Annotated in this window: 18 protein-coding genes, 1 tRNA gene and 2 pseudogenes; 9 read left to right on the top strand and 12 right to left on the bottom strand. The window is 58.9% G+C overall.

The features are described 5' to 3' along the window. Positions 1-14: 14 nt before the first annotated feature. Together GQ39_RS11515 and GQ39_RS11510 are read left to right on the top strand one after the other, a co-directional pair. A complete protein-coding gene (locus GQ39_RS11515) occupies positions 15-569 on the top strand; it encodes a cytochrome b (protein ID WP_047529880.1) in 555 nt (184 codons plus the stop codon). Positions 570-572: 3 nt separating this feature from the next. After that, on the top strand, positions 573-1,580 hold the full coding sequence (locus tag GQ39_RS11510) for an NAD(P)H-dependent flavin oxidoreductase (RefSeq protein WP_052193556.1): 1,008 nt from the start codon (positions 573-575) through the stop codon (positions 1,578-1,580). A 1-nt stretch (position 1,581) separates the two neighbouring features. Here the strand turns inward: GQ39_RS11510 and GQ39_RS11505 are convergent, their stop codons facing one another. Further along, positions 1,582-2,469 (bottom strand): LysR family transcriptional regulator, encoded by an 888-nt coding sequence (locus tag GQ39_RS11505; protein WP_047529879.1) that lies wholly within the window; start codon positions 2,467-2,469, stop codon positions 1,582-1,584. A gap of 113 nt (positions 2,470-2,582) precedes the next feature. Between GQ39_RS11505 and GQ39_RS11500 the strand changes: the two genes are divergently transcribed. The 3 genes from GQ39_RS11500 (at position 2,583) to GQ39_RS11490 (ending at position 6,066) form a co-directional block, all read left to right on the top strand. Further along, positions 2,583-3,254, top strand: coding sequence for an MOSC domain-containing protein (locus GQ39_RS11500; protein WP_047529878.1), 672 nt, complete (start codon positions 2,583-2,585; stop codon positions 3,252-3,254). A gap of 139 nt (positions 3,255-3,393) precedes the next feature. Beyond that, positions 3,394-4,911, top strand: coding sequence for a CoA-acylating methylmalonate-semialdehyde dehydrogenase (locus GQ39_RS11495; RefSeq protein WP_047529877.1), 1,518 nt, complete (start codon positions 3,394-3,396; stop codon positions 4,909-4,911). A 105-nt stretch (positions 4,912-5,016) separates the two neighbouring features. Further along, entirely contained in the window at positions 5,017-6,066 is a 1,050-nt protein-coding gene (locus GQ39_RS11490; RefSeq protein WP_047529874.1) for an NAD(P)H-dependent flavin oxidoreductase, read from the top strand. A gap of 199 nt (positions 6,067-6,265) precedes the next feature. Here the strand turns inward: GQ39_RS11490 and GQ39_RS32395 are convergent, their stop codons facing one another. The 5 genes from GQ39_RS32395 to GQ39_RS11470 form a co-directional block, all read right to left on the bottom strand. Continuing rightward, complete coding sequence (locus GQ39_RS32395) at positions 6,266-6,466, bottom strand: hypothetical protein (protein WP_152613992.1); 201 nt, start codon at positions 6,464-6,466, stop codon at positions 6,266-6,268. A 189-nt stretch (positions 6,467-6,655) separates the two neighbouring features. After that, entirely contained in the window at positions 6,656-7,327 is a 672-nt protein-coding gene (locus tag GQ39_RS11485) for a class I SAM-dependent methyltransferase (RefSeq protein ID WP_047529872.1), read from the bottom strand. 208 nt (positions 7,328-7,535) lie between these two features. Then, a complete protein-coding gene (locus GQ39_RS11480; RefSeq protein ID WP_047529870.1) occupies positions 7,536-8,057 on the bottom strand; it encodes a cupin in 522 nt (173 codons plus the stop codon). A 232-nt stretch (positions 8,058-8,289) separates the two neighbouring features. Then, positions 8,290-10,149 carry an ABC transporter ATP-binding protein gene (locus tag GQ39_RS11475; protein ID WP_047529868.1) on the bottom strand — a complete coding sequence of 620 codons (1,860 nt, stop codon included), beginning with the start codon at positions 10,147-10,149 and terminating at the stop codon, positions 8,290-8,292. Between the two features lie 292 nt (positions 10,150-10,441). Beyond that, on the bottom strand, positions 10,442-10,645 hold the full coding sequence (locus GQ39_RS11470) for a hypothetical protein (protein ID WP_047538758.1): 204 nt from the start codon (positions 10,643-10,645) through the stop codon (positions 10,442-10,444). Positions 10,646-11,297: 652 nt separating this feature from the next. On the opposite strand from GQ39_RS11470, the pseudogene GQ39_RS33300 reads away from it, so the two are divergent. Further along, positions 11,298-11,450 (top strand): annotated as a pseudogene (locus GQ39_RS33300) (cell wall hydrolase); the annotation flags it as partial. A 75-nt stretch (positions 11,451-11,525) separates the two neighbouring features. On the opposite strand, the gene GQ39_RS11460 reads toward GQ39_RS33300, so the two are convergent. Continuing rightward, the gene (locus GQ39_RS11460; protein WP_047529865.1) at positions 11,526-13,613 is read right to left on the bottom strand and encodes a SwmB domain-containing protein; all 2,088 of its coding nucleotides are present in this window, start codon (positions 13,611-13,613) and stop codon (positions 11,526-11,528) included. Positions 13,614-13,909: 296 nt separating this feature from the next. Beyond that, positions 13,910-14,017 (bottom strand): annotated as a pseudogene (locus tag GQ39_RS32385) (integrase); the annotation flags it as partial. A 404-nt stretch (positions 14,018-14,421) separates the two neighbouring features. Here GQ39_RS32385 and GQ39_RS11450 point away from each other — a divergent pair. Then, positions 14,422-17,196, top strand: a complete 2,775-nt coding sequence (locus tag GQ39_RS11450) for a DUF4214 domain-containing protein (protein WP_152613991.1) — start codon at positions 14,422-14,424, stop codon at positions 17,194-17,196. A 479-nt stretch (positions 17,197-17,675) separates the two neighbouring features. Here GQ39_RS11450 and GQ39_RS11445 read toward each other — a convergent pair. Continuing rightward, positions 17,676-17,763: transfer RNA gene (locus GQ39_RS11445), tRNA-Ser, on the bottom strand. 123 nt (positions 17,764-17,886) lie between these two features. Here GQ39_RS11445 and GQ39_RS11440 point away from each other — a divergent pair. Beyond that, complete coding sequence (locus GQ39_RS11440) at positions 17,887-18,558, top strand: Bax inhibitor-1/YccA family protein (protein ID WP_047529859.1); 672 nt, start codon at positions 17,887-17,889, stop codon at positions 18,556-18,558. A 67-nt stretch (positions 18,559-18,625) separates the two neighbouring features. Here the strand turns inward: GQ39_RS11440 and GQ39_RS11435 are convergent, their stop codons facing one another. Beyond that, positions 18,626-19,063, bottom strand: coding sequence for an Lrp/AsnC family transcriptional regulator (locus GQ39_RS11435; RefSeq protein WP_010461024.1), 438 nt, complete (start codon positions 19,061-19,063; stop codon positions 18,626-18,628). A 136-nt stretch (positions 19,064-19,199) separates the two neighbouring features. On the opposite strand from GQ39_RS11435, the gene GQ39_RS11430 reads away from it, so the two are divergent. Next, on the top strand, positions 19,200-20,093 hold the full coding sequence (locus GQ39_RS11430) for a DMT family transporter (RefSeq protein WP_047529855.1): 894 nt from the start codon (positions 19,200-19,202) through the stop codon (positions 20,091-20,093). Between the two features lie 7 nt (positions 20,094-20,100). Here the strand turns inward: GQ39_RS11430 and GQ39_RS11425 are convergent, their stop codons facing one another. Together GQ39_RS11425 and GQ39_RS11420 are read right to left on the bottom strand one after the other, a co-directional pair. Continuing rightward, positions 20,101-21,144 carry an FUSC family protein gene (locus GQ39_RS11425; RefSeq protein ID WP_177329352.1) on the bottom strand — a complete coding sequence of 348 codons (1,044 nt, stop codon included), beginning with the start codon at positions 21,142-21,144 and terminating at the stop codon, positions 20,101-20,103. Positions 21,145-21,188: 44 nt separating this feature from the next. Then, on the bottom strand, positions 21,189-22,814 hold the full coding sequence (locus GQ39_RS11420; RefSeq protein WP_047529853.1) for an NADP-dependent glyceraldehyde-3-phosphate dehydrogenase: 1,626 nt from the start codon (positions 22,812-22,814) through the stop codon (positions 21,189-21,191). Between the last annotated feature and the right edge of the window lie 313 nt (positions 22,815-23,127).

Genomic DNA, 23,127 nt, shown 5'->3' with positions numbered 1-23,127 from the left:
AAACGGAGTCAGCCATGCAACTAAAAGACAATGGCCTGAGATTTTCCCCTGTCACCGTCGCCCTGCACTGGGTCGTCGCATTCGCGCTATTGGGGATTTTCGGCCTTCAGCTGGCCATCGGTCACGCCTCCGGCGAGGCACTGCGGACGGAACTCGGCCGGGTGCAAAACCTGTTGGGCCTGATCTTGTTTCTGGTATCGATCTACCGCTTCTGGGCCCGGATCACCGCTTACCATCCACTGCCCGTGGGCACGCCCAATCCCATCGAAGTGATTATCAGCCGCTCGGTGGCGGTGGCACTCGCCCTGGCCATGGTGCTGCTGCCGGTGGCCGTGTGGGCTTCACGGGCCGCTGCCGGCGAAGGGGTGGAACTGCCGGGCGGATGGTCGATTCCGACAGTGCTGCCGGTCAACGCGGTGTTGAAGGAAGTCGTCGACGTGCTGTTCAACATCGGTGCTTCGGCCTTCCTCGCCGGCCTTGCCTTGCATGTGTTCGGCGCGGTGAAGAATCACTTTCTCCTGAAGAACGACACGCTCAAGCGGATGCTTGGAAAACATGTGGAGCTGTGAGTCATGAACGAAGCCAGATTCGATTTTGCCGGTAACGCCATTACCCGGCTCTGCGGCGTGAAGTACCCGATTTTCCTCGGTGGGATGGCTGCGATTTCCGGCCCGCCACTGGTCGCTGCGGTGGCCAATGCCGGGGGCATGGGGGTGATTGGCGGCTTGCGCTTGCCGCCGTTGGCCTTGCGCCGCTGGATTCAGGAAACCCGCGCGCTCACCGATCAGCCCTTTGGCGTCAATCTGGTTCCGCAGTTCGGCGGGCCGGATGTGTTTGAAGCGCAGTTTCAGGTGATCCTCAAAGAGAAGCCCAAACTGCTGTCGCTGTTCTACGCCGAAAAGTATGCCGCCGACATGATTGCCCGGGCGAAAGACGCCGGACTGGTGGTCATGGTGCAAGCGGGGTCGGTGGAGCTGGCCCGCCTTGCCATCGCCCAGGGCGCGGACATTATCGCGGCCCAGGGCAGTGAGAGTGGTGGGCACTTGAATCGCGGCACGATTGGCATCATGCCGTTGTTGACGTCGATCCTGGCGGTCTCGGAGGGGCGACCGGTGTTGGCCGCCGGCGGTATCGTCAATGGCGAAGACGTCCGCGCGCTGATGTCGCTCGGCGCGGCGGGGGTATTGGTGGGCACGGCGTTTATCGCCACCGATGAGTCAAACGCCCATCCGCTGTACAAGCAGAAAATCGTCGAGGCGACCACCGATGACACCGAGTACCGCACCGGCTACTCGTTCGGCTGGACCTGGGGCACACCTCACCGGGTGATCCCCAACCGGGACAAATGGAACCTGTTGCGGCTCATCGGCGGCGGGGCCCGCGCCATCGACAAGCCGCGGATGGCGAAAAAGCTGTCACTGTACGCGGGGCAGGGCGTGGGCAAGATCCACGGTGTCGTCCCGGCCGCCGAGCGCGTGGCGGAGCTGGCGCTCGGGTTGCCGGTGACGACAGGCCCAGTGCACCCGCGAGCAGGCTCGCTCCTGCAGGGGTTATTTGTCGACGCTGCAATACAGGGGTGATTTACACCGCAGCCGGGCGGGCTATCTGCTGTTGTGCCAGGCCGATGAAGGCGCTCATGGCCGAGGTGATCATCGAGTCGTTGCGGCGGATGAACACGGTGGACACATGGGCGAACTCTGGCGGCAGTGTGTGGCATCGAATCCCATGCCGCACGCTGCAACTTTCCGCGATGGCCTTGGGCAGAAGGGTCACGCCCATGCCGGCGGCAACGCAGGAGAGGATGCCGTCGAGGGTGCCCAGTTCCATGATCTGGTTGGGCACCAGCCCGACCTGATAGAACCAGTTTTCCAGGGTCGAGCGATAGAAGCAGCCGGTGCGGAACACCAGCACCGTTTGCTGGGGCATTTTCTCGATCAGCGCGGGTAGCGTTTCGAAGTGATGACTGCTGACCAGCACCAGTTCTTCGGAAAACACTTCCTCCTGGGACAACGCTGAATTCTGGTGGAAGCCACCGACGAAGGCGCCGTCGAGACGATGGGCTTCAATCGCCTTGATCAGCTCCACCGTCGTGCCAGTCAGCAGCGACAGCTGGACGTCGGGATATTGCTCGCGGTACTTGGTCAGCACTTGCGGCAAGCGGATGGCGGCAGTGGTTTCCATCGAGCCCAAACGCAGCAGGCCGGTCGGGCTACCGGTGTCCATCAGCGCGCTGCGACTTTCATCGGTCAGTTGCAGGATGCGCCGCGCGTAGCCGAGAAACGTCTCACCCGCCGAGGTCAGCACCACCCCGGACTTCTTGCGGATAAACAGCTCCCGGTTCAGTTCGGCCTCTAGCTCTTTCACGCGCATGGTGACGTTGGATTGCACCGTATTCACCTGCATTGCAGCGGCGGTGAAGCTGCCCAGCTCAGCCACGGCGCAAAAAATCTTCAGTTGGCGCATTTCCATGAACGTCTCCATGCATCATAAAAAGTGATTGAGGACATGCTTATCGATCACTTTACGGCCTTTAACGACGATTAGTAAAGTGATCGAAACCGACTGATGAGCGTAGTTCGACCATGACACTGACTTCGAAAATCGACCATGTCTTTGCCGGAGGGCTGGAGGTGTTGCAGCCCGAAGGTCAGCGCACCGGCATGTTCAAACGCCGAATCACGGGCCCGGCCCGCGTGGAGCTGCACGGCATTGTCGGCGACCAGCACGGCGACACGAGGGTGCACGGCGGCCCGGAAAAAGCGCTGCATCACTATGCGGCGCAGCATTACGAGCGATTGGCGCAAGCCTTTACCCACAGCGCCGGGCAACTGGTGGCGGGTAGTCTGGGCGAGAATATTTCGGCCGGCGGACTGTCCGAATGCAGCGTGCACATTGGCGATGTATTCCGGATTGGCAGCAGCGTGGTGCAGGTGTCCCAGCCGCGTAGCCCGTGCTGGAAGATCAATCACCGTTTCGATGCCGAGCACCTGTCGATGTTTGTCGCCAGGGAGCGAATCACCGGTTGGTATTACCGGGTTCTCCAGCCGGGTTTCATTGAAGTGGGGGACCGGTTCGAACGGCTGGAAAGGCACACCGAACGTTTTTCCATCGACCAGTTCTGGCGGGTGCAGTTGTCGCATCGGCCGGTGATCGACGATCTGCTGGCTTTGGCGGCAGCCCCTGGCTTGGCGGACGACTGGAAGCGGCGCCTGACACAACGGGCGAACTGGTTGCAAAAAAGCTCTCACAATTAGTGATCCATAAGATCATTAATCATCATTTTACATGATTCATTGGCGAGCCTACCTTGGCCCTGCCAGACACGCAGACAACCCGCCTGGCACCTGACAACAACAAGAGATGGCTCTTATCCATCACCAGGGGACACCCGCCATGAGCAACCAGCCAGCAGAGATCGCCCACTACATTCACGGCCGCACGACGCCAGGTCATTCCGGTCGCACCCAGTACGTCAACAATCCAGCCACCGGTTCGGTCATCGGCAAGGTGGCCTTGGCCAATGTCTCGGAAGTCGACGCGGCGGTGCAGTCGGCAGCGGCTGCATTCCCGGCCTGGTCGGCAACGCCTGCGCTGCGCCGCGCCCGCATCCTGTTCAAGTTCCTGGCCTTGCTCAACGAACACCGCGACACCCTGGCGCGGATGATTACCCGCGAGCACGGTAAAGTCTTCACCGACGCCCAGGGTGAAGTGACGCGTGGTATCGAAGTGGTCGAATTCGCCTGCGGCATCCCGCAGTTGCTCAAGGGTGACTACACCGAGCAGGTCTCGACCAACATCGACAACTGGACCATGCGCCAGGCCTTGGGTGTGGTCGCCGGCATCACCCCGTTCAACTTCCCGGTGATGGTGCCGATGTGGATGTTCCCGGTGGCTATCGCCTGCGGCAACACCTTCGTGCTCAAGCCGAGTCCGATCGACCCTTCGCCCTCGCTGCTGATCGCCGAGCTGTTCAAGGAGGCCGGATTGCCCGATGGTGTGTTCAACGTGGTGCAGGGCGATAAAGACGCGGTCGATGCGCTACTCGATCATCCGGAAGTGAAGGCCGTGAGCTTTGTCGGATCGACGCCGATCGCCAACCACATCTACGAGACCGGTGCCCGCCACGGCAAGCGCGTACAGGCGCTGGGCGGGGCAAAGAACCACATGGTGGTGATGCCCGATGCCGATATCGACCAAGTGGTCGACGCACTGATGGGCGCGGCTTTCGGCTCTGCGGGCGAGCGTTGCATGGCGATTTCGGTGGCGGTGTTCGTCGGTGACGTTGCCGACAAGGTCATGCCGAAACTGGTGGAACGTACCCGCGCGCTGAAGATCCTCGAAGGCACGAACCTCGCGGCCGAGATGGGCCCGATTGTCTCGAAGGCGGCGCTCCAGCGCATTACCGGATACATCGAGCAAGGTATCGAGGAAGGGGCCGAGTTGCTGGTCGACGGTCGTGGCTTTGACGGTGCCCTGGCCGGTGCGAATTGCGCCGAAGGGTTCTGGCTCGGCGGCACGGTGTTCGACCATGTCACCGCCGACATGAAGATCTATCAGGAAGAGATCTTCGGCCCGGTGCTGGCCTGCATGCGCGTCAAGGACTTTGCCGAAGCGATCGATCTGGTCAATGCCCACGAATTCGGTAACGGCACCGCGTGCTACACCCGTGACGGCCACATCGCCCGTGAATTCGCCAGCCGCATTCAGGTGGGCATGGTCGGCATCAATGTGCCTATCCCGGTCCCCATGGCCTGGCACGGTTTCGGCGGCTGGAAGCGCTCGCTGTTCGGCGACACCCATGCCTATGGTGAAGAGGGCGTGCGCTTCTACACCAAGCAGAAATCGATCATGCAGCGCTGGCCGGACAGCATTGCCAAGGGCGCCGAGTTCGCCATGCCAACCTCCAAGTAAGGATTGACGTTTTTGGGTTGGAGGGCGTGTAGGCGCGGGCTTGCACGCCGTCCGTTGTCCCGGGGGGCGAACTCCTCGCTCCCGATTTTTTCCAAGGTGTGCTTTATGTCCAATCCACTGTTGTCCCTGTTGAACATCGAACTGCCCATCATCCAGTCGCCCATGGTGGGTGTCTCCACGCCCAGGCTCGCGGCGGCGGTATCGAATGCGGGCGGGCTCGGCTCCATCGGTATCGGAGCGAGCAGCGTCGAGCAGGCACGCGTCATGTTGCGGGAAACGGCTGCACTGACGGATAAGCCCTTTAATGTGAACCTGTTCTGCCATCGTCCTGCCGTGCATGACCCTGTTCGGGAGTCGCAGTGGCTGGATGTTCTTGCCCCTTTTTTTAGCGAATTCGATGCGCCCGCACCGACGGCGCTGCGTGAGATCTACACCTCGTTCGTCGAAGACCCGGACATGCTGCACATGCTGCTGGAAGAAAAACCGGCGGTGGTCAGCTTCCATTTCGGCTTGCCGCCGCAACCGGCCATCGACGCACTCAAGGGCGCCGGCATCGTCCTGCTGTGTTCCGTGACCAGTCTGGCCGAAGCGCGGATGGCGGAGGGGGCTGGGGTAGATGTATTAGTGGCGCAAGGATACGAGGCGGGTGGCCATCGCGGGGTTTTCGACCCACGACAGGACAGTGAAATGGGCACTTTCGCCCTGGTGCGGGTGCTGAGTGCGGGCTGCCGACTGCCGATCATTGCTGCCGGCGGCATCATGGACGGTGCCGGCATCAATGCGGTCATGCAGCTGGGGGCGAGCGCCGCACAGCTGGGAACGGCATTTATTCTTTGTCCTGAATCCTGCGCCAATGGTGCCTATCGGGAGGCATTGAAAGGTCCGCGAGCGCATCAGACGCAAGTCACCAGCGTCATTTCGGGCCGTCCTGCACGGGGCATGGTCAATCGCAATTTCACCTCACTGGAGGCAGGGGCCGTGGCGCTGCCGGACTATCCGTTCACCTACGACGCCAACAAGGCACTCAATGCGGCGGCAAACGCCAAGGGTAAGACGGACTTCGCCGTGCAATGGGCCGGGCAGGGCGCACCACTGGCCCGGGAAATGCCCGCGGCGGCATTGGTGAAATGGCTGGCGGCGCCAGTGCAGTCCTGAAGGGATGGTTTGAGCGTGTCCGGCCTGGTCTGCGACGCGGTTAGCGGTCGAATCGACACCCTGGAGCCTGCCGATCCGTTGAGCGCCGAGTCGAAAGTCAAAAGCCCTGAATAATCAGGGCTTTTTTCGTATTACGACTGATGGAGAAAATGAACGAAAGGCCAGTTCGAACCCTTTAACTGGTCAGTGCGCTGATGGCTCATTTGCTGCGTGCGGCCGCTCGGTTCTGTGCAGCGTATTTCGCAAGGTTGTTGGATTCTTCTTCAAGATACAAATCCGCCGGACTCGGCCCTCTTGCCGCAATCAGTTCTATATCCGCGGATACCGCGATAAAGCGTCTGCCGGCCTGGGCGTTCGGGGATGAGTCAGCGGTTAGGGCGTTTCGTTTTGCGCCTGACATGGTGACGTCCTTGTATTTGTTTAAAAGTCATCAATACCGGCACGCGGCCACTATTTCAATCCTTTCATCTGGCTTAACTGAGACAATTTATGACAAGAAAGTAACCAGTTGAAAGACAATCACAGGCTGGCCGCAGGGCCGATAGCATCAGGCTTTCACCGACCAGCGCACCCGAGCAAGGTTCGAGGCTCATCGCCTTGATTCGGCCACCAGGAGCAATGACTGCGGAACAGGACTTTGCGGGTGTTGCGGCTCCTGCAGATTGACCAGCTGAAAACCGGCCATGTCCAGCGCATTGAGCCAACTGCTCAAGGTCCGGAAGTACCACGGCATGGGTTGCCACTGGCCCTTGAACCCGGCGAAGCGCTCTTCGCGCCAACCATCCTGATAGTCGCCTGCCGCCGCCGTCCAGGGATGCAGCGTCTGGATCACCAGCGCTCCGCCAGGGGCGAGCAGGGCATTCATTGCGGCGAGCAAAGGAATGATGTCCTGATGAAGCAAGGCGAAGTTGGCGCAGATCAGATCGTAGTGACTGCCGATGTTCACCGTCGTTTCTGCCAACTCTTCATAGGTTGCCAGATGTACCGGTGAAGAGCCGGCCGCCCGCGTTGCCTCGACCAGCGTCGCATCGCCATCCACACCGACCGCGTTGATCGCCCGTTTTTCCAGTTCACGCAACAACCAGCCCTCACCGCAGCCCAGGTCGAGCACGCGTTCGGGTTGGCGCCCCAGCACCGCGAGCAGGATGGCCTGGTCGGTGACGGTCAGGCGGCTTTCGATGGCGCCGGTGCGGATCGCTTCGATCCAGGCCTGGGCGTTGCGGTTCCAGCTTTGCAGAAGAGTGGATTGCGGGGCAGGCATTTTGTCGTCCGATGTGGGTGGTCGGGATGGCGGCCAAACCGCCGTGCGTCGGATTTGAAGAACCTCACCTTGTTTCTGACTTCCACCGTCACACGGCGTTCGGAGGTGTCACCCTGCACGAGGGCCACAACGCTCAGGCGCTCGCCAGGTGGCATTCCTTATTTATCTGTTGCGTTCTAGCAAACCATTGAGGCCTTTGGCATCCGGTTCACAACCAGTAGCGGTTTACCGCGCCATGGGGGCCTTGCACAGGGTCCTGGCCGGGAAAGGGTAGCTTGTCGATATTCGCCAACTGCGCAGGATTCGGCGCTTCGCGACAGATGTCAGCGTGCTGGCCCGGTGGGTACGCTCCAACCACCAGAAAATCATCGCTCGATTCGATGTTGCAGTGGCCGGTGCCGGCGGGTAACAGCAACACATCGCCGTCGCTGACTTCCAGCACCCGCCCGTCCGGGCCGCCAAGCATCAGGCGAGCGTAACCTCTGGCGATACCCAGTACTTCATGGCCCTGGGTGTGATAGTGATGATAGTCGTAAACCCCGTCACGCCATTGCGGCGGCCAGCCATGGGCGCTGAAGATTTGTTCGAACAAAGCCGCCGGATCTTTGCCTTTGGCGGCAATGGCCTTGATGTAAATCAGCACCCGCAGGCGAGGGTTGTTTGGAACCCAACCGTTGCGTTCGAGCAACAGGGTTTGCAAGGGGGCGTCGACAGCTTCTGACCTGATCATTCGAGATCCTCCGCGACCTGCCAGGCCGCTGATTAAAGTCACCGCTTAGGAGTGACATCGGACGGTCTTCAATCGTTCAAGATTTAAGCAGCCAACCCTAAAAAACGGACAGGCAGTCGCCACGATTTGCGATGATCTCGTGAGTCCGGGCCAATGGACCTTGTTGCCGCTGGGGATCTGCGCACGACTGGACTGCAGCTGTTCGCCGATCACCGCTCTCGACCGTTCACACTCATACCTGATCCATCGCCTCAATCACCCCCTCATCCTCACCCAGAAACCCACCGCTTTGATGCTGCCACAGTCGCGCATAGGTGCCGTTTCTTCCCAGCAGTTCGGCGTGGGTGCCTTGTTCGATGATGCGCCCCTCGTCCATGACAATGAGCCGATCCATGGCGGCGATCGTCGACAATCGGTGGGCGATCGCGATGACGGTCTTGCCCTTCATCATTTCATCGAGGCTTTCCTGGATGGCGACTTCGACTTCGGAATCCAGGGCACTGGTGGCCTCGTCAAGTAACAGGATGGGGGCGTTCTTGAGCATCACCCGGGCGATGGCAATGCGTTGGCGCTGGCCGCCCGAAAGCTTGATGCCGCGCTCACCCACCAGGGTGTCATAGCCGGTACGGCCTTGCCGGTCGCTCAGTTGGCTGATGAAACCGTCGGCCTGGGCATTGGCCGCGGCGCTGCGGACCTGCGCGTCGGTCGCGTCCGGGCGGCCGTAGGCGATGTTGTCGTGAATGGAACGGTGCAACAGGGAAGTGTCCTGAGTGACCATGCCGATAGCACTGCGCAGACTGTCTTGGGTCACTTGAGCGATGTTTTGACCGTCAATGCGAATCTCACCGCTTTCTACGTCATAGAATCGCAGCAGCAGATTGATCAGAGTGGATTTGCCGGCACCGGAACGGCCCACCAGGCCGATTTTTTCGCCCGGGCGGATGTTCAGGCTCAATCCGTCGAGCACTGGGCGTTCACCGTCGTAGTTGAAGCTCACTTCGTCAAAGGTCACCGCGCCGCCAGAGGGCACCAGCACGCCGGCGTTTGGCGCATCCTGCACCTTGGGGCCGCGGGTCAGGGTGGCCATGCCATCCTGCACGGTACCGATGTTTTCGAACAGCGAAGCCATTTGCCACATGATCCAATGCGACATGCCATTGATACGTAACGCCATGGCCGTAATCGCCGCCACAGCCCCCGTGCCGACTTCGCCCTGGTGCCACAGCCACAGGGCATAGCCGCCTGCTCCGAGGATAAGTGCAACCACCAGTGCCTGATTGACGATCTCGAACTGGCTGACCAGGCGCATCTGGCGAAAACCGGTGTGCTTGAAATCCTCCATCGCCGCACGCGCGAAGTGCGCTTCACGCTTGGAGTGCGAGAACAGTTTCACGGTGGTGATGTTGGTGTAGGCATCCGAAATACGCCCCGTCATCGACGATCGCGCATCGGCCTGTTCCTGCCCGACTTGGCCCAGGCGTGGCACAAAGTACAGCATGGCCAGCCCGAACAACGCGACCCAGGCAATGAAAGGCAGCATGAGTTTAAGGGCGAAGCCGCCGGCCAGTGCGATGATCGCAATGAAGTAAACGCCGATGCCGGGCGCGATTTCGATGAGGGTGAACAGGACTTCGCGCACGGCCAGTGCAGTCTGCATCACCTTGGTCGTGACCCGGCCGGAGAACTCATCGGAAAAGAATGAAAGGCTTTGCCGCAGCATCAGCCGATGGAAGTCCCAGCGCAGCCGCAGCGGCAGATTAATCGCCAAAATCTGGTGCTGCACCAGGGTGCGAAACGCCACCAGCCCAATGCTGGTGAGCAATACGATTGCGATGCTCCACAGAACTCGACGTTCTTGGCCGTTCACGCCGTCGCCGGCCTGCCAGGTCGAAAGCAGATCCACGACCTGCCCCAGAAAGGAAAACAACCAGGCTTCGTAGATCGACACACTGGCACTCAGAAAGGCAAGCGCAAGGATATAGCCACGGGCGCCTCGGGTGCAGGCCCACAGGAACGGCATCAGGCCGATAGGCGGTGGTGGTGCTTCGTCGGGGGGGAATGGGTCGAGCCTTCGTTCAAACACGCGAAGCATTGTGGTCTCCGAATTGATGAAATTGAGGGGATTCTGCCATTTAACGCTTGCTTTGAGGGTTTACAGGTTAAGGGTATGTCGCCTTCCAGGGTCGGGTTCCCGGGCAGACACGGCTTCAGCTGCCGCCTGCGCCGCAGCATGTCCCTCTGTGCAAGTGCGGCGGTATTGCCGCATTGTTGACATTGGCCTCTTTGGGCCTTTCGTTATGGTTTCAACGTGACGCCATGCATCGCCCCGCACAATCCTTGCTGATTTCACCTCGTCCGCATCACCCGCCAGCTGATTGGCAACCTCAATGGAGAGTCTTGCGACTTTCACCAATCCTGATCCGATCGAGTGCCCGGTTTAATGCGTCCAGGGCGTCGAGGAGGGCTTTCGCTTCAGCTTCCCGACCATCCCCCCACAGGCGTTCCGCCATTTTGTTCAGGGCTTGGATAGATCGTTCAATGTCTGAAGCAGTCACTGCTGCTTTGCTGTCCGTCTGCGTCTTCTTCATTGAGTAACCATTTGCAGGGTAATGGAGTGAGTGCGCCATCCTGGTCAATCCTTAAGCCAGATCGGTTACAAGTTCACGTCGCGTCAGCTCAGACCAGATGAGCATTTCACACCAGTAGCACGCGCGCCTGAATGAAGGTCTCATCTGCACTGATCGTTTGCGGAGGGTACCGCGCGAGAGCGCCGGATCTACTCCTGATCCGTGCTGAATGTTGGAGACTCACCCGCAAGGTGGCAGACGCAGTGCTGTACAGGCGGGGCGTGCGGAGGGTGTGGCGCGATGGCGAGCCCGGCTGTTCTCGGCTGGCGTCCGAATTGGCGGCGCCAGGCACTTCACCAAGACCCCGACCCGTTCGGAGATTTCTTCGTCTGGGGATTGAAAAGGCAAAGCCCCGAGGTTGGCCCTTCGGGGCTTCTAGCTTCCTCGAAGGGGAGTGCAAGCTTGCGAAGAATCCTACCAGCGAGCATCCAAAAGCAAAACCCCGAAGTTTCGCGGGCTTCGGGGTTTCTATTTCCTCCTGTCGGGGTGTGGATTAGGAGGACTTGGCCGGCATGATATCCGCGCCGACAGCATGAATCACTACGACCATAGACTACAGATTTCCGCTATCCAGCCCGCCATGAGCGGGCTTCTTTTTGCTTGGAGAAAAGTTATGACCGCAACTGAAAAAGACCGCGACATCCTCGTCCGCCCACTGTGGGGGATGATCGCGGCGAAAGCGTGGCCGGTCAGATCGCCGTCGCCTGGACGACGGCAATGCCAAGTCCTGGTGCGGGAGGGATATGCCGGCGTTTGCCAGAAGCCGCAGGCGCCTGCAAGTGCAGACACAATGCTGTTGCGCTGTCTTTAATTGATGCAACGACCAACCAACGACAAGTTTTCAGGCCTGCAAAAGTAATGCTATCCCGGAATCTACTTGGCCTGTGATCTGCAGTGTCATCTCGCTCGACGCTAAAAAGCCTTCCATCACCTGCGCGCGGCCTTCTGGGCCAGGTGCGTGCGCCAATTGCTGCATCCAGTATGCAAACCCTCCGGCGTCGGGCGAGCGATCAAAAGCATTGCCATACAATTGGGTGAGGAAAGCGTTGTCGGAAAGCTGTCCCTGCCCCGAGGCGAATTCGCTGCTCGCGACAAACGCTGCGATGATCTGGCTGGTGGTCGCGCCACTGTTGCTGACCCCCAAGTGATACTGCAAGCCGGCATCGTCCGGTTTGCGGCCCAGCGCGAGGTGATACAGTTCGGCCAGTCGTGCACTTTCAGGGGTGGCATCAATCGCTAGCGCCTGATCGCTGAAATTCACGCGCTCGATGTTCTTCATCGCCACGCTGACTGACGGGTCCAGCATGTCGCGCACGGTGTAGGTTCCGTCGCTGTTGTGGGTCAGCGTGTACTGCCCCCGCGCACCGCTGAAGACCACCGTGTCGACATTGTCACCACCATCGATGGAGTCCGCACCGCCACCTGGGTAAAAAGTGTCTTTGCCTGCCAGGCCTGTCAGGATATCGCCATAAATTGTGCCGTTCAGCACGCCACCTTTTTCTGGCGCTGTGCTCACGACGCCTGACCCGCCACTGTGAGTTGGAGCAGTGGGCGCGAGGGTGTTGTTGGTCACCAGTGTCGCTGCGAGGCTCGCTGCATCTTCGCCCGTACTGCTTTGAAGTGCATGAGGGTCGTTACCCGATGTGGGGTCGGTATAGGCGATGGTAACTGCCTGGCCTGCAGTCACTGCTGTTGCAAGGGTGAGGGTTGCAGTTTTTGCTGCAGAGTCGACCACTATTGCCGTCACTGCATTGGCTGCACCGTCTGCCGTTACATGGTAGGCACTGAGGTCAGGAATATTGATTGAGTCCAGCGAAGTGGCAGCGAAATAGCTTATAACAAGACTATTACCATTGACCGAAGCGCCGGTGAAAACAGGAGCAAGGCCGTTGACATTTACTCCAGCGGTACTGGCCACCGAGTTAAGGGTGGTCACCATGTTGTTGCCTGCCGTGTCGTGCAAGCTTCCTCCATTTGAAGTCAGCGCACCCACGGTTATACCGTTAGCGTCTTGGTCCCCTGCTTGAACGGTATAGCGAAAGAGTAGAGCGTTGGAGCCTGATCCGCTGACGTAATTGGCATAGGCCGTTGTGGCGCCCACCACCAGTGCTATTCGGGGCGTACCGCCAGTGGTGTCAACGGTAATGGCTTCGCTGGCATTGATGGTGAAGTCGAGGTTCTGTCCGGGCTCATAGGTAGCGTCTGCAGGGACGGCAACACTGCTAACAGTGGGGCTGGTAATATCCAACGTGTAGTGTTGACTGGCAGATGTGCCGGAGTTTCCAGCGAGATCCATCACCCTTGCTTGTAGCGTGTGGCTGCTGGCCAGTGTTTGTCCGGCAAGCGACCAAGCACTAGTGCCGACTGCACTAGTGGCAATAGTCCAGGTGGAGCCATTATCTAAAGACACATACACGTTCTCGCCCACGGCAAGATTCGCGCTAAGCGTCCCGCTGATGGTTTGAGAGGCGGTTTTGGTGATGAAGTCAGTCTGGGAATTGCCTGTGTCGGCTGAAAACGCAAAGCTAGCGATGGTATTGGTCGGGGCGGTGGTATCAATAACGATATTACTGTTCGCCCCCAGAGAGCCTGGTGTTCCTGGCGGCGCTAGCGCCAAGTCAGCGTTGTTCATGGCACTGTTCACGATAGTTGCGCCATTAAGCATCAACGCGTTAGTGCTGGAATAATCGAGGTCGATGGAATTGGCGCCGGCTGGTACGGTATAGCTGAAGGTCAGCACCTCGCTACCAGATCCTCTGTTGTAAACCGCAGAACCGGACGAGTTCATCTGGAGCGAAGGAATTCCACCTGTAGTATCCACGGCTACAGCCTTGTCGAATGTCACATCAACCGAGATTATAAATCCTGCTCTGTAACTACCGTTCTGAACACTTGCGGAAACGCTCACAACGCTTGCGGAACTGACCATCATGTCCTCCATGAACTAGAAATCAAAACGCCAGTATATTAAGAAAGCAAAGCATGGCAACCAAAACCTTATAGGGCTAAGGGGCTTTTTTGGCGAGCGTCAACCAATAGAGTTGCGAAGGGAGTTGGTGGGTTGGAGTTTCTACTGATCGCAAAAAAATGCGCGGCGATGGGAACATTGAAGGCGAGCGCAATGGCTTGGCTTTAGGCGTCAGGATGTCGAGCAGGAAGAGCATTGCGCTCAGATATCTCCGATATAAGCCTGCCCAGGCTGTTTGCTTCGCCGCCGATTGTCATCCTCGCGATATTGAACACGTGGGACAGGGTGCCTATCTCGCGATTCGCCCGCACCTTTGCCGTTTTCGCGTCCCGGTATCCGTCAATGGTGGCGGGGGTGATCGGGTCTGTCATTCGTTCGTGACCGATGGCCGCGTCCAGTTTTTGGGCGAGTTGGCTGAAGTTGCTGGCCAAGCCAGAGCTAAGGGAGTGACGTGTGAGCAGGCCCATATGTTGCTCGATGAAAATTAGCACGTCGCGGGCGATCAAGAATTGATTGCGTTGCAATGTTATGGGGATTTTGTCGAACGTTCCGGACGCATGAATGCCCCCCCTTCTAAGCAGGGTACATACCCGGTAAAAATGGACACATCGCAACAGCTGCGATGGTGGCTACTTGCCTTTACTCAAGCGGGCATGTATTAAGTACGAATTGTCGACATTTTGGCTCGCCCGCTCGACGCTCCCGGATTTTTTCGACAATTAAGGGAAAACAGGGTTGAGCCCCTAATTATAAAGCAAGGACGCCTCCCTTGATTCCACTGAATAGCGCACCGAAATTTGCACCATTGGCGACGACTACCCAAGTCTCCGTTTATAGCCAGCCGAATATGAATGGTTCGGATGCCAACCCGGGCACTGGCACCGAAAACGCCAACTTGGCCAGCATCATTCAGTCGATCATCAATAAGGGCGGCAACTATAAACTTGATACGTCTATCAAGAGCTTTACCGATCCGGACTTCGCCACCAAGCTCGCCGCCAGCGGTTTTTTCTTCATGACTGACATGGAGAGTGTTGCAGATCCTTCCAGTCCCGCATTCCTGCCAGCAGATGCCATAGCCGCCCTCGAAAGCTGGGTGAGCAAAGGCGGTGTGATCATGATGACAGGTACGGGCGGCGACGCTGACACCAACTTCCTGAATGCTGTTTTTGGCTGGGATTTGACCACCGCGGGCGGTTCCAGCTGGTCGCTCAATACTGCCAATGCGGCAGGAACACCCTTTGCGGGTGGTCCGGCCACTTTGAGCGATCCGTCCGCGACTGACTCTATTGGCAAGGGCACCGTCGCAAACTTCAAGGCCATTTATGGTACGGACGATAATGCAACGGTCGCGGCGATTTCTCATGGCGCCGGCAGCGTTATCTTCCTCGGTTACGATTACTACAATGCCGGTATCGCCGGCACCGGATTCCAGACTGCAGCGCCCCAGTACTTGCAAGATGTGAAGACTGGCTCAAGCAGTACGAACGCTTGGGTCACCGAAATGATTCCGCGTGCCATGCAGTACTCAGCTGAGCTGGCATCCGGCTACACCCTCAGTCAGGGCAATGCCGGCCTGCAATCAAGCAACAAACTGGCGATTTCCGATGTGGACAGCGACATCGTCACCGTCATCGCTACCGCACTGACTGTCGAGCAGAAAGACAGCACCGGCGCGGTCGTGACCTCCAATAGCCAGCAGCCGACCAACAGCGACATCCTGGCGATGATAAGCCTGTCGCCGACGCCGGCGCTCGATGGTACGCAAACCCAGGGAAGTTTGACCTGGTCGTTCAATTCGGGCAGTGAAACGTTCAAGTATCTTAAGGCAGGCGAGCAACTGGTCCTGAGCTACACCCTCAATGCTGACGATGGAAAAGGCGGCAGCGACCAGACTATCCTGCAACTGATCATCAACGGCAGCAACGATTTGCCGACGATTCAGGGTGTCCCAGGTTCGGCCCAGGTCGTTACCGCTGGTGTTACGATAGCCCTGGATAACTTTACCGTGCAGGATGTCGACGCCACCGAGCTGACGGTTAGTCTTACGGCGGTCAACGGGCAGATTGGCGGCCTCAGCGGCTGGACTCAAACTGGCAGTGTCTGGTCCAAGACTGGAACTGCCGACGCACTTAACCTGGCTTTGGCGGGCGCCACGTTCGTCGCGACCAAAGAGGGCAAAGCCAGTATCGAGGTCAGTGTTGCCGACGAAACCAATACGGCGGTCAAGACGCTGTACGAACTGACCGTTAACAAGGTGCCAACGGCGTCCTCGACAGTCTCGACAGTCCCGATCGACGGTGTCGCGGTTTCTACGTCCGGCACCTGGTTGCCCGGCGGCGGTCTGGGCCAGCAAATCTACATTCCTGTTGTGAGCGATGGCCGCGTCGAGCAAACCGGGGCTTCCGGTGTTGCCGACATTCCGCTGGCGCAGAATGGCAACACAACGCTGCTTTCCGCTCAGCTGCCCAACGGTTTCGGTCTCAAGGCGCAGGGTGGCGCCAATAGCACAGCGGGTAACTCTCTGGCGTCCCTGATCGAGTCCATCAAGGCCGTCAGCGCTGCCAACAATAGCCACGATCAGGCGCACTTGACCGGTAACGGCAAGGCGTTTCTCGCCGGCCTGGTGAGCGATGCAGCGTTGATGGTGCAAACCATTACGCCGGTGACCGCCAACGGCAGTGCACCGACAGCGCCTTTGGTGATCAATGGTTCAGCCGATGCAAAGCAACACACTGCCCTGGTGATCGATGCCAGTTCTCTGCCAGCCGGCAGTACGCTGCAACTGAACAATGTCGACTTTGCCTCGATCGTGGGCGCAGTGAAGGTGATTGGCAGCCAGTCAGGGCAACTGCTCAGTGGTGACGCTGCGAACCAGACATTCGTTCTGACGGGTAACAGCCACAGCCAGGTTTACGCCGGTGGTGGCAATGACACGATCGAAGTCAACGCTGCTGCAGTCTCCGGCGGCGCGGCGGTCCAGCCCAACTTGATTCATGGCGGTACTAATACCGACACCCTGGTATTCAGCGGCGCACGCTCCGACTATGTCATCGAGCAAAAAGACGGCCAGACGCTGGTGACGCGCGTTGATGACCCATCGCAACAGACCCGCTTAATCAACGTCGAAACCCTGCAGTTCAACGATGGCAACGTCAGCGTCGAATCACGTTCAGAACTGAACGTGCTCGCCGGGCTTTATCAGAACATCCTGGGTCGCCAAGCTGACGTCAGCGGTTTTGAATACTGGGGTCAACAGCAAAGCACCGGCACCCAGAACCTGGGGCAGATTGCCTTGAACATGATTGCTTCGACGGAAAACACAGCCCGCGGCAATATCATCACCAACGACATTGGCAACAATGTTGAAGTGCTTTACCACGCCATCTTCAATCGCAACGCCGAAGCCTCTGGCAAGGCGTATTGGGTCACGCAGATGAAAGACAACAGCATGAGCCTGCAGGATGTAGCGAACGCGTTCGTTGCCTCCGTCGAAATGAGCGCAAACGCGCAATCAGCAGCGCAGTGGGACTTCATCGTTTAATCAAAAATCAGGTTCAGAACAAAGGTCTCGAAAGAGGCCTTTTTTTTTGGCTGAAGAGGAGAAGTACCACCTCGGTGCTGCAGTAGACGCCAGGGATTGCCCTAGGCATCGATCAGCCCGAGACTTGGGATAAAGCCAGGCGCCTGAGAATGCAAGCTGATGGGCGCCGATATCCAGAGGGATGACACCTTCCGAGATTGTCTCCTCACAGCTCCAGGCGATTGTTGGCCGCTACTGGCAGCGGATCGGCCGAGAGCATGTCTGAACTTGGCATCGCGAATCCTCGGTTATGAGGTCAGCTTAGCACCGTGTTGCATGAAGGTTTTTTAACGCTCGGCAGGATGCCGGAAGAGGGGAGCTGGAGGCTTAGTTATGGAACACCTCCCAAATAGTTATGGAACACATGCCAAGCATCGTGATTTTTTCCAGATGCCAGAAACGACAAAGCCCTGAAAAATCAGGGCTTTGTCGTATAAAGATGGCGGAGGCGATGGGATTCGAACTCATGGACCTGTTACAGTCGACGGTTTTCAAGACCGTTGCCTTAAACCACTCGGCCACACCTCCGTTTGTGTTGCGGGCGCCATAATACCTGAATGAAACACACTGTCAAACTCTCTGCATAGCTTGTTACAGGGCGTCTGTTATGATCTTTGCGACTGAACGTTTCAAACCAACAGGAGTGTCGCCATGCGCGAACAGGATTACGCAGTTAATAACAGCTTGCAGGCTGAGCAGCTAGAGGTTAGCCGCGTCCTGCGCAACACTTACGGCTTGCTTGCACTCACGCTCGCATTCAGCGGTGTGATGGCCTTCGTTGCCCAGCAGATGCGTGTCGGTTATCCAAACATTTTCGTGGTGCTGATCGGCTTCTACGGGCTTTTCTTTCTCACCAACAAACTCCGTGATTCCGCATGGGGCCTGGTGTCGGCATTTGCCCTGACCGGTTTCATGGGGTTCCTGCTCGGCCCGATCCTCAACCGTTACCTGGGCATGCAGGGCGGCGCTGAAGTGGTCAGCTCGGCCTTCGCGATGACCGCACTGGTGTTCGGCGGTCTGTCGGCCTATGTGCTGATCACCCGCAAGGACATGAGCTTCCTCGGCGGTTTCATCACTGCCGGCTTCTTTGTGCTGCTGGGTGCAACGCTGGCGGGCATGTTCTTCCAGATCAGCGGTCTGCAGCTGGCGATCAGCGCCGGTTTCGTGCTGTTCTCTTCGGTCTGCATTCTGTTCCAGACCAGCGCCATCATTCACGGCGGCGAGCGCAACTACATCATGGCGACCATCAGCCTGTATGTATCGATCTACAACCTGTTCATCAGCTTGTTGCAGCTGTTCGGCATCATGGGTCGCGATGATTGATCGCCAGCCTTGAGTGAAAAAACCCGCTTCGGCGGGTTTTTTCTTGCCTGTGATTTGCCGCAAGCCATTAGGCCATCGGCGGCAACCGGCGTTTGACCGGGGTTTTCTTAACGATGGCCGTATTGGTTTCGGCGTGGGTATTGAGCCGGTCGAGCAGGGTGTCCAGCTGTTCCATCGAACGTACATGCAGGCGCGCGATGAAGCAGTCGTCGCCGGTCACCTTGTCGCATTCGGTGAATTCGGGGATGGCCTGGATCTGCCGTTCGACTTCCTGCAACTGACCCGGCAGCGGGCGAATGCGTACGATCGCCTGGAGCTGGTAACCAAAGCATTTCGGGTCGATTTCGACGGTATACCCCTTGAGCACGCCACGCTCTTCGAGTCGGCGCAGGCGCTCGGCGACGCTGGGCGATGACAGGCCGCTGATCTGCGCCAGGGCTTTGAGCGAGCGTCGCGAGTCGTCCATCAGCGCCGTGATCAGCACTTGGTCGATGTCATCGGTCATGGTGCATTCCTCGATTAGGCAACTCTTCAAAGTCGCCTTTATAAAAAAGGCAGAATCCAAGTTTAGCCTGATTTATGCACTGGAGAAGCCCCCGCCTGGATTGGCATACTTTGGGCTCAAACACAGGAGTCTGATGATGGACAAAACAATACGTCGCGGCTCGTTCGAAATGACCGCCGCCATGCTGATCTCCGGGACCATCGGCTGGTTTGTGCTGGTGTCCGGGCAACCGGTACTGGACGTGGTGTTCTGGCGCTGCCTGTTCGGGGCCGGCACCTTGCTGCTGATTTGCGCCGCCTTCGGTTTCCTGCGCCCCGGTATCCTGACTCGCACCACCTTCCTGCTGGCGGTGCTCAGCGGCGTGGCGATTGTCGGCAACTGGGTGCTGTTGTTCGCCTCCTATTCCCGCGCTTCGATTGCCATTGGCACCGCCGTCTATAACGTGCAGCCGTTCATGCTGGTGGGCCTGGCCGCGCTGTTCCTCAACGAGAAGATCACGCTGCAGAAGATGGCCTGGCTGGGCGTTTCGTTTCTCGGGATGCTGGCGATTGTCAGTGCCCATGGCGGGCAGGGCGAGAGCGGCAACGAGTACCTGATCGGTATTGTTCTGGCACTGGGCGCTGCATTTCTATATGCGATTGCCGCGCTGATCATCAAGCGCCTGACCGGCACGCCGCCGCATCTGATCGCACTGATTCAGGTCAGCACCGGCGTGCTCCTGCTGGCGCCGTTCGCGCACTTTTCGGCGCTGCCGCAGGCACCGAGTGCCTGGGCCAGCCTGGTCACGCTGGGCATCGTGCACACTGGCGTGATGTACGTGCTGCTATACGGCGCGATCCAGAAACTGCCCACCGCACTGACCGGTGCGCTGTCGTTCATCTATCCGATCGCGGCGATTTTTGTCGACTGGTTTGCCTTCGGTCATCGCCTGGAACCCCTGCAATGGATCGGCGTGGCCGCGATTCTGTTGGCGGCGGCGGGAATGCAGCAGGGCTGGGGCTTTAAGTTGCGTCGCACGGTTGCACAGTGATCAAGCGTCAGATGTTCCAGCGCGGCGCGGTCTTCGCCAGGCGCTGGCGCATCTCGCCGATGTTGGCCGCCAACTGCCGGACCAGCAAACGATAACCGTCCAGCGAGTTATAGACCGGTGTGTCCAGGCTCGAATCCGGCAGCCCTTCAACAGGCCGCCCGAGCCGCTGGGACACGCCGGATTTCAGTGCCCGGGCCATGCCGATCAACTGCACGCGAATCAGGCGATGTTCCGCCCTCAGCGCCGATTGCAAATGAGCCATGGCGTCCGGGTCACTGGCATCCGGCCGGGTGTTGCCAAGAATCTCCAGTGTGCTCACGCACATGCGCAAGTGACGCTGGATGGCATCGAGTTCGGTCATGGAAATCTTCACTTCCTTGGACACCGACGGCATCAGTGAGCGCAACTGCACCATCACCGTGTTCAGGCGCCCCATGAGCTTGAGATGTTCGTCCGCCGTGACCGGTTGACCGTTGATGATGCGTCCGTAGATCGTCGCGCAATCACGCAAGGCATCGGCCAGGTTGTAGCGCCAGGAATAGACCGCGTACAGCGGCAGGGCGAAGGAAAACGCCAGGGCCAGTGCAATACCGATGAGGATATCGACCCCGCGCCACAGCCCGTCGGAAACCGGATTATCACCATGACCTGCGACGATGAATACGGTAATGGCGGCCAGCAGGGCCGTATAACCGCCCTTGCCGATGGCGTGGTACGAGAAAAATCCGCAAATCACCGCCATGGCGAAATAGGTCAGCCAAGGCATGCCAAGCCACGCCTGTTGCACCACCAGGACCAGGCCGATCGTCGCCCCGACCAGGGTACCGATGGCCCGCTCGGCGGATTTTTTGCCGATGTTGCCGTGGTGTTGCAAGCCGCCGATCACCACCAGCATCGTCACCGATGCCCACTCGCCGTGGGGTAGGTGGATGCCGGTGGTCAGCAGGATCGACGCCAGCAACCCCAGTGACACCCGCACGGCGTGGATGACCCTGGCATGACGATAGCGCCGGTACGGGTCCAGCAACGGACGCAGCAATCGGCGCAACAGCGGTGGCAGTTGAAGGGCTCTGGACTGGCTCAGGTCGGTATTCCTCAGAAAATGTAATCGGTGGTCAGGAAGCTTGAACTGCGGCCGCTGATGATCTCGCTGATGAGGTCCTTGTTGCTCTCCTGGAATTTGGTGGCGACCAGCGTCCGGATCGAAAACACCCGCAGGGCGTCATGCACCGACAACGTGCCCTCGGCCGAGTTCTTGCGGCCGTTGAACGGGTAGGTGTCGGGGCCGCGCTGGCATTGGGCGTTGAGGTTGATGCGTCCGACCTGGTTGGCAAAGGTGTCCACCAGACGTCCGACCGCCACCGGGTTGGTGCCGAAGATGCTCAACTGCTGGCCGAAGTCCGACTCCAGGACGTAATCGATCACCGTATCCAGATGTCGGTACGGCACGATCGGCACCACCGGGCCGAACTGTTCTTCCTGATAGACGCGCATTTGCGGCGTCACCGGGTACAGCACCGCGGGATAGAAGAACGACGCACGGGCCTCGCCGCCATGGGGGTTGACCACCTGCGCGCCTTTTTCAACGGCATCCGCCACCAGCCCATGCAGATAAGCGACCTTGCCCGACTCCGGCAACGGCGTCAGGGCTACGCCGCTTTCCCACGGCATGCCGGGTTTGAGCGTGGCGAGTTTCGCGTTGAATTTCTCGATGAAGCGCTCGACCACGTCTTCGTGGACAAAGAGGATTTTCAGCGCCGTGCAGCGCTGGCCATTGAATGACAGGGAACCGGTGACCGCTTCATTGACCGCATTGTCCAGATCCACTTCCGGCAAGACGATGCCGGGATTCTTCGCATCCAGGCCCAGCGCTGCGCGCAAACGGTGAGGTTTTGGATGGAGCTTCTTCAGGTCGCTCGCGGCTTTGTTGGTGCCGATGAAGGCAAAGATATCGATCTTGCCACTGGCCATCAGGGCGCTGACGGTCTCGCGACCGCTGCCGTAGATTACGTTGATCACCCCGGCCGGGAAGCTGTCGCGGAAGGCTTCCAGCAATGGACGAATCAACAGCACGCCGAGTTTGGCCGGTTTGAACACCACGGTGTTGCCCATGATCAGCGCCGGAATCAGCGTGGTGAAGGTTTCGTTCAGCGGGTAGTTGTAGGGTCCCATGCACAAGGCCACGCCCATCGGTACGCGGCGGATCTGGCCGAGGGTGTCCTGCTCCAGTTCGAAGCGGCTGGAGCGGCGGTCGAGCTCCTTGAGGGCGTTGATGGTGTCAACGATGTAATCGCAGGTGCGGTCGAACTCTTTTTCCGAGTCCTTCAGGTTTTTGCCGATTTCCCACATCAGCAACTTGACCACCGCCTCGCGCTGTTCGCGCATGTGCTTGAGGAAGGTCTCGACATGCTGGATGCGCTCGGCCACACGCAGGGTCGGCCACAACCCCTGGCCGCGGTCATAAGCGCGCACGGCGGCGTCGAGGGCGGTCAAGGCGGTCTCGGCATCGAGCAGTGGCGTGCTGCCGAGGATGACTTGCTCATCGCCATTCGGGCCACTGAAATACACCGGGCTGCGGACCTGGGCGAGGGGGCCGGACCAGGTCCTCAATACGCCATCGACCAGGTATTCACGCTGCTCGGTCGGGCCGTCGAGGCGGTATTTTTCCGGGATGCTGCCGGCTTCGGGAAACAGATTGCCAAGGATATTCGCTGTGGTCATGTTGCTACCCCGTATGAGATGTCGGCGAGCCCGGCCATGTAGGAACGGGCTCGCTCGCGAAGGTCGTGAACGATAACGCGTAAAATCAGACGCCCCGCGGCGGTTATGGGTTTTTCGCGAGCGAACTCGCGACTACATTCAACATTCAATGCCCCGGATTTTGAGTCGATCGCGCGGCGACAGGCAGAGTAGAGGGGTTGAGGGTCTGGATCTTGTGCCTCAAGCGTAGACCGCTTTGCGCAGTTCTTGTATCTCGACGTTGACCTGAGCGCACACAACGACCGGTGCTGCGGTTAAACTTCGCGCTCTTTCT

The sequence above is a fragment of the Pseudomonas sp. 11/12A genome, assembly GCF_000800055.1.
GTDB lineage: Bacteria > Pseudomonadota > Gammaproteobacteria > Pseudomonadales > Pseudomonadaceae > Aquipseudomonas > Aquipseudomonas mohnii.
The sequence above is the reverse complement of the archived record's forward strand: the minus strand, read 5'-3'. Positions and strand labels throughout refer to the sequence as shown.